This is a genomic window from Streptomyces sp. GbtcB7 (assembly GCF_019091445.1).
Lineage (GTDB): Bacteria > Actinomycetota > Actinomycetes > Streptomycetales > Streptomycetaceae > Streptomyces > Streptomyces mirabilis.
This window is the reverse complement of the sequence record NZ_JAGXJM010000018.1, coordinates 1-14,101: the sequence shown is the minus strand read 5'-3', so window position 1 is coordinate 14,101 and position 14,101 is coordinate 1. Positions and strand designations below refer to the sequence as shown.

The following is a 14,101-nucleotide window of genomic DNA, read 5'->3' as shown; positions in this document are numbered from 1 at the left end:
ATTGCCCCGTCTCATTTGATCTTGCCGCCGAGCGGTGCCCTGACCTGCGGCGGGAGCAAGGTCGAGTCTGGCGAACGGCTCCCTTGCGCAATGGTTGCCGTCAGGCCAGCCAGAGTCAGGGCCAGATGTGCTGCAGAGTGAATTCAGGCGTCGCATATGGTCCGGCCTGAGGCGCCGAGGGATCGGCAGGAACCTCGGCGTCGGTTACGCGTGAGGCATACGCCTCGGCGTTGTCGACAGGTGTGTAGGCCAGCACTGACTCGTCAGGGAGTTCCCAGAACCGTCGGGAGTTGGCGGAGACCGCATACACCGTGGCGAAGCGGGTGGACTGCGGGGCGGTAAGTGCCGCCCGGACATACCCCACGGTGTCACGCGGGCTGAGCCAGGTCGCCAGGTGGCGAGGTTCTGTGGGCGCATCCTCGAAGCTGCCGATGCGCAGGCATATGACTGAGAGGCCGAACTTATCCGCATACAGCTGACCCAGGGCCTCAACGGCTACCTTGCTCACGCCGTACAGGCCGTCAGGCCGCGCAGGCTCCAGCGGACGTGTGCGATGAGCCGTGGGATAGAAGCCTGTGATGCGGTTACTGCTGGCCAGCACCACACGCCCGCTTCCCACACGCCGCGCTGCTTCCAGCACATGGTGGGTGCCCAACACATTCGCTTGCAGGAGATCGGCAAGAGGCGCCTCATCCGGCACTCCGCCCAGGTGAAGCACCGAATCCACACCGGCCAGCGCCGACTCCACAGCTGCCGCATCCCGCAGGTCGACGATGCGCACCTCTTCCGTTGCCGTCTCCGCCCGGAGCGGAACACGGTCCAACAGGACCAGCCGATCCGCATCGCCTCTCAGAGCCACCCGGACCACAGACCCGATGTTGCCCGCTGCACCGGTGACCGCCACCGTTCCCAGACCCACTACGCCCCCACAGGCTCGACAATGCCCCGATTCTGCCAGCCACCCCATCCATTCCTCATCCCAGTGCGCCGTCCCGGAGTGGTGTCAGTTCTCACCGATATTTCGCTGCCCTGTGATCGACAAGTGGTGCTCAAACCCGTCGACAAGTGGTGTCCGTCCTCACGAACGAAACCAGCCTGTCGACGGCGGACGTCGTTTCACAAGAGATCGCGCACTCGAGCCCGATGCGCGACGGCTGAGGACCTGACTTCCGCTGCCCGGTCTAGGGTTCTCAGCCGTAGCCCGGCCCCCGGTGTCGCTCTGGCGGGGCCGGGCTACTTGCTGCGCCGGCGGCGTCCGAAGACCGCTTGGCGCAGCGTCGGGTACTGCTGGCGCAGGTCGGTGCGGCAGGAGGGGCAGTGTCGGCCGTCCTCCGGTGGGGCGAACTCCAGGTCGTAGCCGAGCGGGCCGGTGATCGGCCCTCCGCATCGCTCACACGACGCGGCCTCGGGGGCCGGTTCGGGTTCCGGGTCAGGTTCCTGTGCCCAGCGTTCCCTCTCCGCTGCCCACTCCCGGTGTTGCTGCTCGCGCTCTTCGTCGCGTTGGCGGCGGCGTTGCTCGTCGTGGGTGTGCCAGGCGTCATGGTCGGCGGGGTTGGCGAGGGCGTTGGGGAGGGTTTCCCACTGGCCGTGTCCGCATCGCCACCACACCGCAGTCCGGGGGCCGCTGGGCTGGAGGCGGTCGAGGGTGGTGAAGAGGAGGGGGATGGTGTCGTCGTAGTCGTGGTAGCCGTCCCGTTCTTCGGCGCCGGACCCGCCGCCGGCGCCGTGGTAGCTGCCGGACCAGACGGGACGGGTGAGCTCCATGACGGTGTTCATGCGGTTCTTCAGGGCCTGCGGGCCGGTTCGGGTGCCGGGGTTGAAGACGACCACGACCGGCGGGTGTGCCTCCCGCTCGGTCGTGGGGTACTGGGTGCGCCACACCGGACTCTCGCTGCCGAGCGGGTTCTTGGACTTCAGACGGAAGTGGCGCAGGTACTTCTCGGACTTGGCCGCCAGGGTGTCGGCGGACTCGGTGCGGCTGTCGACTTCCACGAACAGACAGCACCGGCAACCCGGCTTCCGGCGCCTGGAGGACGGGATGAGACCCGTCCCCACCATTGACCTAGACATCGGATCTATGGACACTCTGCTCGGAGATCTGACGGGGTAGCGGGCGGCAACTCCGCCTATTCGTTGGGTGTTTCGTGACTCATGGATGCTCCGGAGGGGCTATGTCAAAGTCTCGGTTCGTGTTTCTCGGGTTGGCACTCGCCTTGCTCGGAGGTGCTGCCAGTCCTGTCGCCGCAGCACCAAGAGCGAGGCCGGTGGTCGTCGACGTGGACGACTACGGCGCCGACCCCACGGGCCGGACGGACTCGACGCCCGCCGTCACCGCGGCGATGCAGCACGCCAAGAGCGTCGATCGGCCGGTCAGGATCGTCTTCTCGAAGGGCACCTACCAGCTCTACCCCGAGCGGGCCGAAACGCGTGAGCTGTACGTCTCCAACACCGTTGGCGCCGACCAGCGTTACCGGGACAAGAAGATCGGGCTCCTCGTCGAGGACATGCACGACGTCACCATCGACGGCGGCGGGGCCAAGCTCGTCTACCACGGCCTTCAGACGGCGTTCGCGTCGATCCGCTCGACCGATGTGACCTTCACGAACTTCTCCTTCGACTACGCGGCCCCCGAGGTCATCGACGCGACCGTCGCCGCCACCGGTGTCACCGACGGGCATGCCTACCGGGTCCTGTCGATCCCGGCCGGCAGCCCGTACCAGGTGAACGGCACACACATCACCTGGCTCGGCGAGAAGAGCCCGGCCACCGGACAGCCGTACTGGTCGGGTGTCGACGGACTCCAGTACACCCAGTTCCACGACCCCAAGGCGCAGCGGACCTGGCGCGGAGACAACCCCCTGTTCACCGACGTCTCCTCGGTCACCGACCTCGGCGGACGCCGGATCCGCATCGACTACACCAGCGCGGCACGGCCGGCGGACGCCGGGCTCGTCTACCAGATGCGCCTCATCGAGCGGACGGAGCCGGGCGCCTTCATCTGGCAGTCCAAGAACGTCACGATGCGCTCGATGAACGCCTGCTACCTCCAGTCCTTCGGCGTGGTCGGGCAGTTCAGCGAGAACATCTCTATCGACAAGGTGAACTTCGCACCCGATCCGAAGTCCGGCCGGTCGACGGCATCGTTCGCGGACTTCGTGCAGATGTCCGGCGTCAAGGGGAAGGTCTCGATCACCCGGAGCGTCTTCGACGGCCCGCACGACGACCCGATCAACATCCACGGCACCTACCTCGACGTCGTCGGGAAACCCTGGCCGAACACCCTCACCCTCGCCTACGAACACCCCCAGACCGCCGGCTTCCCGCAGTTCGCCCCGGGTGACGAGGTCGAGTTCACCACCCAGCGCACGATGACCCCGCTGGCGGACCCGCATGCGAAGGTCACCGCGGTCGACGGGCCCAGCGGCATGGACCACACGAAGTCGCTGACCTCGATGACCGTCACCTTCGACCGACCGGTTCCCGTGGGCGTCGAGATCGGCGGCACGGTCGTCGAGAACATCACCGCCACCCCGTCGGTCGTCATCTCCGGCAACGTGTTCCGCAACGTGCCGACCCGCGGCATCCTGGTCACCACCCGCAAGCCCGTCCTGATCACCGGTAACCGGTTCGACGCGATGTCCATGGCCAGCATCTACGTCTCCGCCGACGCCTACCAGTGGTACGAGTCCGGGCCGGTCGCCGACCTCACGATCCGCGACAACACCTTCACCCGGCCCAGCGGTCCGGTCATCTTCGTGGAGCCGACCAACCAGGTCGTCGACCCGGCGAACCCGGTGCACCACAACATCGCGGTCGAGCACAACACCTTCGACATCAGCGACGTCACCGTGGTCAACGCCAAGAGCGTCGGCGGGTTCACCTTCACCGGCAACACCGTCCGGCGGTTGGACGAAGCGGATCAACCTCCTTACACCTCCCCGCTGTTCGTGTTCCACGGCAGTTCAGGCATCCGGATCGCGCGCAACCACTACGACAAGGACCTCAACACCTCCGTCGTCACGGACTGAAGCGGGTGGTTGAGGGGTCGGCGTCCCGCCCTCCCCTCAACTCCCCCAAAATCCTATGTGATCCTTCACTGTCACAGTGGAGGGGCAATCGCTGCACGGGTCTTGACGTGGAAATCTCCCCTCCCCCAACATCACGGACATCCGAAATCCTATTTGATTTAAGTGGGGCGAGCACCATGACCCGTCGTAGATCAGTGCTGTCAGCCACCGCCACCCTCGTCCTCCTCACCGGCTCGACCGCCGCCTGCACCATCAAGAACTCGGACGAACCGAGTGCGGCCGCTGCCGCTTCGGCACAGACCGGTGTCGGATCGGCCGAGCTCGCCGACGGTTCCGGGACCAGGGTCGCGCTGGTGCCGGGCGGGGCCCACCCCTACTTCCAGCCCTGGAAGCAGGCCGGCGCGGAAGCCAAGAAGACCCTCGGTCTGGGTGACGTCACCTTCGACGAGACTGCCGAATGGGACCAGCAGAAGCAGAACGACCTGCTCTCGACCCTGGCTGCCCGCGGCTACAACGCGTTCGGCATCTTCGGCGTGTCCCCGACCGACATCAACTCCACCTTCGCCGACCTCAAGTCCCAGGGCTTCGCCGTGGCTTCGCTCGCCTCCTGCCCCGCCGGCGGGACCAACGAGGCCGACTTCTGTCTCTCGACCGACGTCGAACTCGCCGCCTACAAGGCCGCACAGGCCGCCATCAAGGCGATGGGCGGCAAGGGCGCCCTCGTCCACCTCACGGGCAACAACGTCGACGCCAACACCCAACTGCGGATGAAGGGCGTCCAGAAGGCGGTGAAGGAGACAGGCGGCAAGGTCACCCTGCTCCAGACCATCACCGACATCGACAAGGACCTCCAGACCGCGCAGAAGGCGGTCTCCGACCTGATCGCCGCCAAGGGCGCACAGATCCAGGGCATCGTCTCGACCGCCTACAACCCGGCGGTCGCCGCCGCCGAGGCCGTACACGAGACCGGTTCGAAGGCCAAGGTCGTGGCCATCGACGACGACGCCAAGATCCTCAGTTCCATCAAGAACGGCTCCGTCACCGCCACGGTCGTGCAGAACCCCGTCGGCCAGGCGGAGATCGGAACCTGGGCCCTCGCCCTGCTGCAGACCAAGCAGTGCACGATGGCGAAGCCCGGACAGATCGTCGACTCCGGTTCCTTCGTCGTCACGAAGGCGAACGTCGCCGACTACGACAGCGCACGGCAGGCCAAGACCGCCGAGCTGAAGAAGCAGTTCGCCGACACCTACCTCTCCTGCCGCTGAACGCCCGGGCCACGGACGACAGAAAGCCGCCACACGACATGAGCATCATCACCAACGCCACGGCCCTGCTGGCCGACATCGCGGTCGAGACGGACCGCACCGACGCCATGCAGTCGTTCGTCAAGCAGGAGACGATCCTCGTCCGGCTGACCACGGCGGACGGCATCGAGGGCACCGGCTACGCGTACACGATCGGCACCGGCGGAACCTCCGTACTGGCGCTGCTGCGCGACCACCTCCTGCCCCTGCTCGCCGGGAAGGACGCACGCAACGTCGAAGCGGTCTGGCAGGAACTGTTCAGCCTGACCCGCGCCACGACCACCGGTGCCATCACCTCGCTCGCGCTCGCCGCGATCGACACCGCCCTGTGGGACCTGCGCTGCAAGCGGGCCGGCGAGCCCCTGTGGCGGCTCGCCGGCGGTCACCGGCAACACGTCCCGGTGTACGACACCGAGGGTGGCTGGCTTCACCTCGGCGCCGAGGACCTGGTCAAAGGGGCCCTCGCGGCGAAGGACGCGCAGTGGGCCGGAGTCAAGATCAAGGTGGGCAAGCCGCACATCGCCGAGGACGCGGAGCGGCTGCGCGCGGTGCGCGAGGCCGTCGGTCCGTCCCTGCACATCATGACGGACGCCAACCAGTCGCAGTCGCTGTCCCGTGCCGTGCAACTGGCGGCCGCACTCGAGCCCTACGACCCGTACTGGCTCGAAGAGCCCATGCCCGCGGACGACATCAGCGGCCACGCGACACTGGCCCGCTCGACCAGGATCCCGATCGCGGTCGGCGAGTCGATGTTCGCGCCGATGCAGTTCCGCAGCTACCTGGAGACCGGCGGTGCGTCCGTGGTCCAGGTCGACGTCGCCCGCGTCGGCGGCATCACCCCGTGGCTCAAGGTGGCGCACCTGGCGGAGACCTTCAACGTCATGGTGTGCCCGCACTTCCTGATGGAACTGCACGTCAGCCTGGTCGCCGCGGTCAGCAACGGCGCATACGTGGAGTACATCCCGCAGCTGCGCGCAGTGACCCGCACTGAGCTGACCGTCCAGGACGGCCTGGCCGTGGCTCCCGACCTGCCGGGCATCGGCATCGACTGGGACATGGACGCCGTCGACGACCGGAGGGTGTCGTGAAGACGGCCGTCACCGAGCCCGACAGCAGGACGGACCGCCCCACCGACGGAGCGCGCCCCGCCCACCGGCTGCCGTTCTGGGTCAACCAGCGGCTGGGGCTGCTGGTGCTCGTCGTCGCGCTCAGCGTCTTCTTCGGTGCCCTGCGGCCGGCGTTCTTCGACGCGCGGCTGGTGCTCTTCCCGCTCCTGAGGGACATCTCGACGCTGACCGTGGTGGCCCTCGCGCAGATGGTGGTGCTCTCCATCGGGCACATGAACCTCGCCGTCGGCCGCATGGCCGCTTTCGGCGCCTTCTTCGCAGGGTTCGGCTACGACCGGCTCGGACTCCCGCTCGCGCCGGGCCTGTTGCTGTGTCTCGTCGCCGGCTGCGTCATCGGTGCGCTGACCGGTTGGATCATCGCCCGCACAGGCGTGAGTTCCTTCGTCGTGACGCTGGCGATGGACTTCGCCCTGCTGGGCCTGGTCTCCCTGCTGTATTCGTCCCTCACCGAGAACGCCGCGTTCACCACCCGGCCCGACGGGCTCGCGGAGCTGCGCTCCTACTCGCTCGCCGACATCTGCCTCGGGCCGGTCTGCGGCTCCCCGGCCGTACCGCAGATGGCCCAGTTCACCGTGCTGGCCCTCATCGGCCTCGGCTTCCTGTACGCCCGTACCCGCATGGGACGCGAGCTGCTGCTCACCGGTGCGAACCCCGCTGCCGCCGAGCTGTCCGGCATCCCGACGGGCCGCCGGATCGTCCTGGCGCACGCGCTGTCCGGACTGCTCGCCGCACTCGCCGGTTTCATGGCCGCCGTGGGCACGGGCACGTTCAGTGCCTCCATCGGTGACGACTTCATGCTGCCCTCGTTCCTCGGGGCGGTCCTCGGCGGGACCCTGCTCACCGGTGGCGTCGTCTCCGTCATCGGCGCCCTGCTCGGCACCTCCCTGGTCGGCGTGATCCGCAAGGGCCTCGATCTGCTCGGGGTCGGCCTCGAAAGCCTCAACATCTACCTCGGCTGCATCCTTCTGCTGGCTCTGTCCGCGGACCGGGTACGCACCGTCGTGTCCTATCGCAAGGTGGTGCGCTCCACATGACCACACTCCACGACCGGGGAGCAGCCGCCCTCCCCGCGCTACGGCGCTTCTCCCGCTCCACGACGATGACGCTGCTGTGCGTGGTCGTCGCGGGCTATGCGGCACTGGGGATCTCCTCGTCCGGCTCCTTCTTCGAGGGTCCGTCCCTGCGTACGTTCCTGCAGTACCTCGCCACGCCGATCCTCATCGGACTGGCCCAGATGGTCGCCCTGTGCGTCGGGCAACTCAACCTCGCCGTCGGCGCCCTGGGCGGCTTCAGCGCCTGCCTGATGGGCGTGTTGATGGCCGACAGTGGCGTCCCGGCCCTCCTCGCCGTGCTGGTCGGGGTGCTGAGTGCCACCCTGATCGGTCTGGTGACGGGCGTGTTCATCGTCGCCACGCGCATCAACGGCTTCATCGTCACGCTCGGCACCATGACGATCCTGCTCGGGGCGCAGTACCGGCTGTCAGGGACGCGCACCATCGACGGATACTCCGCCACGCTGCGCGGCCTCGGGCGCGATGCGCCGCTGAACATCCCCCTCGTCTTCGTCACCGCGCTCGTCGCGGCGGCCCTGCTGGCCGCGTTCATGTACCGCACCGTCGCCGGGCGCCGGCTGCTGGCCGCCGGCGGCAACCCGCTCGCGGCCAGGCTGTCGGGCATCTCCACCGACCGGCAGATCGTGCTCGCGCACACCCTGTCAGGACTGCTCGTCGGCATCGCCGCGCTGGCCGCCACCGCCTCGCTGCCCGGCGTCAACCGCAGCGTCGGCGGCGACTGGCTGCTGCCCAGCTTCGCGGCGCCCATCATCGGCGGCGTCGCCCTGACCGGGGGCTCCGTGGCCGTGTTCGGAACGGTGCTCGCCGCGTTCGTGATGCGCCTGATCGACACCGCACGGGCCCAGTTCTCGCTCGACCCGAGCTGGGTCAACTTCCTCATCGGTGTGGTCGTCCTCGGCACGGTCGTCGGCGGCCGCATGCACCAGACCCATCTCGACAAGAGGGGCAGGGCGCCCGGGCGCACACCGCCGGTGCCGCCGGAGAGCGACCCGCAGCCGGCCGGCGCGCTGCCCACCACGGGAGGCGCACGATGAGCGAGGTCCTGCCGGAAGACGGACTGCCTGGAGGCGGCATGCGGAGAGACGGCCTGCGGGGAGACGTCTTGCTGGAATGCGAAGACATCGTCAAGGTCTTCCCCGGTGTGCGCGCTCTCGACGGCGTGGGCCTACGGCTGACCGCCGGCTCCGTGCACGCGCTGCTCGGCGTGTACGGCGCTGATCAAGGTGATCCCCGGCGTGCACCCGCCCGCCGGCGGCCGGCCCCTGCGGGGCGGCGAGGAGATCCACCTGCGCCCCCCGCTGGAGGCCGCGCGGGCCGGGATCGGCGTCGTCCACCAGGAACGTAACCTGATCCCTGGCTTCTCCGTCGCGGAGAACATCACACTCCAGAGCCCACCCTCGCGGCGCGGTCTGGCCGACCGGGAGGCGATGACCGCCCCGGCCAGACGCTGCCTGGCCGAGCTCGGCCTGGACATCGACCCGCACCGGCCGGTGCGTGAACTGTCCGTGGCTCAGCAGCAGTTGGTGGAGATTGCCAAGGCGCTCTACACCGAGAGCCGAGTGCTCCTGCTCGACGAGCCCACCGCCTCCCTCTCCCCGCAGGAGGCCGAGCGCCTCTTCGACGTCGTCCGCCGGCTCACCGAACGCGGCACCTGCGTCGTCTTCGTCAGCCACAAGCTGGAGGAGGTCTTCGCCGTCTGCGACACGGTCACCGTCCTGCGCGACGGCCACTCCGTGCTGGAGTCGGCGCCGCTCGCCGAGCACACCCAGGACGACGTGGTCACCCTCATGGTCGGCCGCGCCCACGCGGTGACGGACATGGTCCCGCGCACCGTGGACACCTCCACGGCCCCGGCACTCGCCCTCGCGGGCGTCTCCACGGCCGCGGGCCATCAGGACATCTCACTCACCGTCCGCCCCGGGGAGATCGTCGGCCTCTACGGACTCGTCGGCGCGGGCCGCAGCGAACTGGTCAAGGCCGTCCTCGGCCTCGACCGCGTCACCGGCGGTGAGATCCAGGTGTACGGCAGGACCGCGAAGATCGGCTCGCCGCGCGAGGCTCTCCACGAGTACGGCATCGGGTACCTGACCGAGAACCGCAAGGAGGAAGGCGTCTTCCTGGAGCAGCCCATCGTCCGGAACATCACGGTCACGGTGTGGAAGAAGCTCGCCCGGGCCCTGGGCTACGTCTCGTCGCGCCAGGAGAAGGACGTCTCCGAGGATCTCGTCGAGCGTCTCGGCATCCGTGTCTCCGGTCTCGAACAGAACGCCGGTGAACTCTCCGGTGGGAACCAGCAGAAGGTGAGCCTGGCGAAGTGGCTCGCGGCCGACACCCGGCTGCTCGTAGTGGACGAGCCGACCGTCGGCGTGGACGTGCGCACCAAGCACGCCTTCCACGAACTGATCTGGGAGTTGGCCCGCGGTGGTCTGCCCATCCTGCTGATCAGCAGCGACCTGGCGGAGATGATCACTCTGGCCGACCGGGTGGTCGTCATGGCCGATCACCGCATCCGCGGGGAGGTGGACAACGACCATGACTACGACCGGATGAGCGGGAAGATCATCCGCATCATCCACGAACGGTCCGTATCGGTGGTGCCGGCGAAAGGTTCCGCCGCATGAGGCGCGTCGCTCAGGTCGTGCGCATCCGCCCGGAGAAGGCGGACGAGTACCGCGAACTGCACCGCGAGGTGCCCGGGCCCGTCCTCGAACGCTTGCGGCGCTGCCACATCGCCAACTACTCGATCCACCTGCTCGGAGACCGGCTGTTCGGCTACTTCGAGTACCACGGGGATGATCTGGCAACCGATCTTGCCCTGATGGCCGACGATCCCGCCACACAGCGGTGGTGGGAGCTGACCGCACCTTGCCAGCAGCCCGCTGAGGAAGCCGGGGCGGGCGAGTGGTGGACCTCAATGGAGCAGGTGTTCCTCATGGAGTAGGTGTTCCGCAGGGAGCAGGTGGTTGGGTTTCGGCGCACCGTGCGGTTACGCGCGGGTCAACTCGGTTCGAACCGGCCGAGCTGGCGCTCCAGGCTGCGGGTGAGATGTTCCGCCATCGCCTCGGCCGCGCGTTCGGCCCTTCGGCGGAGTATCGCGCGTACCACCCGCCCGTGCTCCGCCAAGGTCGGGTCGCCCTCGCTCTGAAGGCTGCTGAGTCGGAAGACATGCAGATGCGAGTGGAGCCGCTGTACCGCGTCCGCGAGCAAGGGCCGGTGGGCGGCCTCCGCGACGGCGTCGTGGAACCGCTGGTCCAGGGCGGCGAAGTCACGATAGGCGGCGTACGTCCCGGCGGGGCCGGGGTGAGCTTGCATGTCTTCCAGGATCGCCTCGATGACGTCGAGTTGGGAGTCGTCGGCGTGGAGGGCAGCCAGGGCTGCGGCTCGCGGCTCCAGGAGCAGCCGCATCTCGAACATCTCCTCCACCCCCTGCCGGGTCAGCAACTCGGTCGCCCGGTACCCGGACAGGGAGCGCTTGACGACGAGACCGTCGGACTCCAGCCGGGCCAGGGCCTCGCGCACGGGGGTCGGTGAGACGTTGAGCGTGCGGGCCAGGGCTTCGATGCCGACGCGGGCCCCGGGGGCGATCTCATGGTCCATGACCATGGCCTTGATGCCCTCGTAGACGCTGTCGGACAGCACCTGGCGGGCCGGCGCCGCGGACAGCCCGTTAAAGACGGACGAGTCGTGTGCCGGCATCCGGTCTCCTCGGGCTCTGGAGGTTACTTCGAATGGCAGTTTACCGAGGTCGGACGGCCGGTCGAAGGCCTACGACGCGGTGTGAGCGCGGGACCCGCCTTGAACTTTGGCGGGGAGTGCTTCAGGACCACGAGATGTCCGTTCTCAGTGGGCGTTAAGTCCGATCTTCCTCGGTCTGCGATCGCTCGATCGTGGTAATGATCGCTGCACGGGGCCACCTGATGGGCATGTCCATATTCGGATGCGGGCGTGGAGAGAGAGCCGTACCCCAGCGACTTATCGGATGCGCAGTGGGCGTTGATCGAGCCGATGATCACGGCCTGGAAGCAGGATCGGGTGGCGCGTTCGGCGACCGGGGACCCCGGGTCCTGCGACCTGAAGGAGGTCGTGAACGCGATCTTCTACCAGAACCGGACGGGCTGCCAGTGGCGCTATCTTCCCCATGATCTGCCGGCCTGGTCGGCGGTGTTCTACTACTTCACGCTGTGGCGCAAGGACGGGCTCGACCAGCGGATCCAGGAACTCCTGCGCTGCCAGGTGCGGGAGAGAGCGCGCCGGTTAGAGGACCCGTCTCTCGTGATCCTTGACACCCAGTCCGTGCGCGCCGCCGCCGGTGTCCCCAAGACCACGACGGGACTGGACGCCAACAAGAAGATGTCCGGGCGCAAGCGGGGACTGGCCGTCGACGTTCTGGGGCTGATCATTGGCGTCGTCGTGCTGGCCGCTTCCGCCCACGACAATGCCGCCGGCACCACCCTGCTCGACCAGGCCGCCGAGCGGTGCGGGATGCGTCTGGAGAAGGCCCTGGTGGACCAGGGCTTCAAGGACGAAGTCGTCATCCACGGCGCGTTGTTGGACATCACTGTCGAGGTCGTCCGCCGCAACCGGGCCGACCAGGGCAAAGGCTTCGTCCCGCAGCCGAAGCGGTGGGTGGTCGAGCAGACGAACGGCACATTGCTGCTGCACCGGCGTCTGGCCCGTGAGTACGACCACCTGCCCGACACCTCCGCCTCACGCGTCTACTGGGCCTCCACCGCGAACATGACCCGCCGCCTCACCACACCGAGTCCCACCTGGCGCGACACCCTCGGGCTGGCTGAGTGAACGTCATCGGACTCCTCACCGGCCTCCAGGCCCAGCACGACGAGGCCACCGCCCGGGCCGCGGAACTACGCGGTCAGATCGAGTACCTCACCGCTGCTCTGGCCGAGAGCGAAGCGCGCCTTGCGGATCTGGCCACCACTCGAAGAATCATCACGGAGCTCGCACCAGCAGGAGCCGAACCCGATCCGCCCGGGGCGAACACCGCCTACCAGGACATCGTGAACGCGTTCAACCAGCACCCCGGGCAGGTGTTCAGAGATCGTGAGCTGCACGAACTCCTCGACATGCCCATCGACGAGGCGTCCGTCAACGTCACCCGCAGCCGCCTCGGACGCCTCACCCGGCAAGGTTTCCTCACCCAACCCGAACGAGGCCGCTACCAGAAACGGACTTGATGACCTTGCACATGACGCAGATAGGGTGCTCTCCGGCGATGGCGGGGTGAGGGCCGTGCCCAGTCCGCAGTGGCAATCTTGATGTCTGTTGTCCGCCCACGGCGCCGATGGCGATGGCGGCTGTCAGGGGCTGCCAGGGCCGGCTGCTGCCAGGGCCTCCGCCGCCACCTGCCGCAGTGCACGGATGGTAATCCAGCGGTTCTTCCCGCCGGCCAGGTACGCCGCGGCACGACCCACCCATTCCGGGTCACCGAGGAGATGTAGCTTTCCCTCAGTGGTGAGCTGCCGCAGCAGGGACTCCAGCCGGAGGGCGTCCACCGCCCGGTACGGGCGCGTGTGCTGGTCGAAGCGCAGCTGGTGGTCCTCGTACGGGTGGCGCAGTGTCGTGTGCATCCAGCCGCCGTTGCGCGTGGCGACCATTCCCCTCAGCGTGTATACGCCTCTGCTGTTTGTGTTCCAGGAGTGCTTGCCCCAGGTGATCCAGATGCCATTCATGATCCTGGACCACGGGATCAACTGTCCCTCGGAGTCTGGCTCGTGCTGGTAGAGCCCGTCCGGACGGAACTCCACCCAGTGGGCGTCAGGTCGTGTGGCGTCCCCGACTCCCCAACGGCCGTTGGTCAGTTCCAGCGGCCCCAGAAATGTACGGTCCTCCACCATGCGGTCATTGAATCACGTGTTCTATGAACTGTTGCTCCGCCTCCGCCAGTACCTCCCCTCCCGCCGCTGTCCCGGGAAAACGCCAGGTCGGAGTCGGCTTACTGGAGGCGTGGCCAGGGCCGCTGAGCGCCTGCCCGCAGGCGGTCAGCGGCAGACGGCCCGGGCGGCGATCAGTACCACGATCGAGCGATCACGAACCAAGGAAGATCGGACTTAACGACCTCTCAGATCCTCAGGACCTGGCGGCCGAGCTCGTGCTCGATGAGCGACGTGGGCATGCCGGTCTCCAAGTCCAGCAGGAGCAATTCGCCTTCAAAGAAGTAACCGCCGTCATAGCTGCCCGTGTCGGCAACGAGGAGGGGCAGCGCGGGATGGAAGGCCATTGCGTGTACGGGGTAGCGCGCACGGAGAAGGGCTCGGCAGGCCAGATCATCGGTGCTGTAGACACCAACCGGCGCAGTGCTGCCGAACTCATGCATGCCCGCCACCGCCGTGTGTGTGCCCGCTACTGCCGGCGCCCACTCCCGCTCGAAGGCCGGCACCCGGGTGTCGGCGCGCGCCGGGCGTGGATCAACTGACGCGATCGGTGAACCGGCTGATCGATTACGCGTGAAGCGGCGCGGGAGCCAAAGGCCGCGCCGGGGCCGCCGACGGTCCCGGAGAGCCGTCGGCATGGCCGACGGGCAGTCACGTCATCACGTCAGGAGTGGCCGA

Annotated in this window: 13 protein-coding genes and 1 pseudogene; 9 read left to right on the top strand and 5 right to left on the bottom strand. The window is 67.9% G+C overall.

All coding sequences use genetic code 11. The features are described from left to right. Positions 1-115: 115 nt before the first annotated feature. Positions 116-967, bottom strand: a complete 852-nt coding sequence (locus tag KVT44_RS27485) for an NAD(P)-dependent oxidoreductase (RefSeq protein ID WP_217569396.1) — start codon at positions 965-967, stop codon at positions 116-118. 266 nt (positions 968-1,233) lie between these two features. Continuing rightward, a complete protein-coding gene (locus tag KVT44_RS27480; protein WP_217569394.1) occupies positions 1,234-1,992 on the bottom strand; it encodes a hypothetical protein in 759 nt (252 codons plus the stop codon). A 272-nt stretch (positions 1,993-2,264) separates the two neighbouring features. On the opposite strand from KVT44_RS27480, the gene KVT44_RS27475 reads away from it, so the two are divergent. From KVT44_RS27475 to KVT44_RS27445, 7 genes and pseudogenes are all read left to right on the top strand, one after another. Further along, positions 2,265-4,028, top strand: a complete 1,764-nt coding sequence (locus KVT44_RS27475) for a glycosyl hydrolase family 28-related protein (protein WP_308314127.1) — start codon at positions 2,265-2,267, stop codon at positions 4,026-4,028. Positions 4,029-4,204: 176 nt separating this feature from the next. Further along, positions 4,205-5,293, top strand: coding sequence for a substrate-binding domain-containing protein (locus tag KVT44_RS27470; RefSeq protein WP_217569390.1), 1,089 nt, complete (start codon positions 4,205-4,207; stop codon positions 5,291-5,293). 38 nt (positions 5,294-5,331) lie between these two features. Then, on the top strand, positions 5,332-6,420 hold the full coding sequence (locus tag KVT44_RS27465) for a mandelate racemase/muconate lactonizing enzyme family protein (protein WP_217569388.1): 1,089 nt from the start codon (positions 5,332-5,334) through the stop codon (positions 6,418-6,420). Positions 6,421-6,488: 68 nt separating this feature from the next. Next, entirely contained in the window at positions 6,489-7,493 is a 1,005-nt protein-coding gene (locus tag KVT44_RS27460; RefSeq protein WP_254649969.1) for an ABC transporter permease, read from the top strand. Continuing rightward, on the top strand, positions 7,490-8,566 hold the full coding sequence (locus KVT44_RS27455) for an ABC transporter permease (protein WP_217569383.1): 1,077 nt from the start codon (positions 7,490-7,492) through the stop codon (positions 8,564-8,566). Before KVT44_RS27460 ends, KVT44_RS27455 begins: the two co-directional genes overlap by 4 nt. A gap of 38 nt (positions 8,567-8,604) precedes the next feature. Continuing rightward, positions 8,605-10,153: pseudogene (locus tag KVT44_RS27450) on the top strand (sugar ABC transporter ATP-binding protein). Next, positions 10,150-10,473: an L-rhamnose mutarotase gene (locus KVT44_RS27445; RefSeq protein ID WP_217569381.1), complete on the top strand. Its 324-nt coding sequence runs from the start codon at positions 10,150-10,152 to the stop codon at positions 10,471-10,473. Before KVT44_RS27450 ends, KVT44_RS27445 begins: the two are co-directional and overlap by 4 nt. Before the next feature lie 56 nt (positions 10,474-10,529). On the opposite strand, the gene KVT44_RS27440 is transcribed toward KVT44_RS27445, so the two are convergent. Beyond that, positions 10,530-11,228 (bottom strand): GntR family transcriptional regulator, encoded by a 699-nt coding sequence (locus tag KVT44_RS27440; RefSeq protein WP_217569379.1) that lies wholly within the window; start codon positions 11,226-11,228, stop codon positions 10,530-10,532. A gap of 249 nt (positions 11,229-11,477) precedes the next feature. Here KVT44_RS27440 and KVT44_RS27435 point away from each other — a divergent pair, with 249 nt between their 5' ends. Beyond that, the gene (locus KVT44_RS27435) at positions 11,478-12,332 is read left to right on the top strand and encodes an IS5 family transposase (protein ID WP_217569377.1); all 855 of its coding nucleotides are present in this window, start codon (positions 11,478-11,480) and stop codon (positions 12,330-12,332) included. Next, positions 12,329-12,727 (top strand): hypothetical protein, encoded by a 399-nt coding sequence (locus tag KVT44_RS27430; RefSeq protein WP_217569375.1) that lies wholly within the window; start codon positions 12,329-12,331, stop codon positions 12,725-12,727. Before KVT44_RS27435 ends, KVT44_RS27430 begins: the two co-directional genes overlap by 4 nt. 123 nt (positions 12,728-12,850) lie before the next feature. Here KVT44_RS27430 and KVT44_RS27425 read toward each other — a convergent pair whose 3' ends face one another. Next, positions 12,851-13,387 carry a hypothetical protein gene (locus tag KVT44_RS27425; protein ID WP_217569373.1) on the bottom strand — a complete coding sequence of 179 codons (537 nt, stop codon included), beginning with the start codon at positions 13,385-13,387 and terminating at the stop codon, positions 12,851-12,853. Between the two features lie 224 nt (positions 13,388-13,611). Next, entirely contained in the window at positions 13,612-13,866 is a 255-nt protein-coding gene (locus KVT44_RS27420) for a hypothetical protein (protein WP_217569371.1), read from the bottom strand. Positions 13,867-14,101: the final 235 nt, after the last annotated feature.

Bases quoted from the DNA above. Each gene is read 5' to 3' on its own strand.
- KVT44_RS27465 (WP_217569388.1), top strand. From the start codon at position 5,332: ATGAGCATCATCACCAACGCCACGGCCCTGCTGGCCGACATCGCGGTC.
- KVT44_RS27445 (WP_217569381.1), top strand. From the start codon at position 10,150: ATGAGGCGCGTCGCTCAGGTCGTGCGCATCCGCCCGGAGAAGGCGGAC.
- KVT44_RS27485 (WP_217569396.1), bottom strand. From the start codon at position 967: ATGGGGTGGCTGGCAGAATCGGGGCATTGTCGAGCCTGTGGGGGCGTA.
- KVT44_RS27420 (WP_217569371.1), bottom strand. From the start codon at position 13,866: ATGCATGAGTTCGGCAGCACTGCGCCGGTTGGTGTCTACAGCACCGAT.
- KVT44_RS27440 (WP_217569379.1), bottom strand. From the start codon at position 11,228: ATGCCGGCACACGACTCGTCCGTCTTTAACGGGCTGTCCGCGGCGCCG.
- KVT44_RS27425 (WP_217569373.1), bottom strand. From the start codon at position 13,387: ATGGTGGAGGACCGTACATTTCTGGGGCCGCTGGAACTGACCAACGGC.
- KVT44_RS27455 (WP_217569383.1), top strand. From the start codon at position 7,490: ATGACCACACTCCACGACCGGGGAGCAGCCGCCCTCCCCGCGCTACGG.
- KVT44_RS27470 (WP_217569390.1), top strand. From the start codon at position 4,205: ATGACCCGTCGTAGATCAGTGCTGTCAGCCACCGCCACCCTCGTCCTC.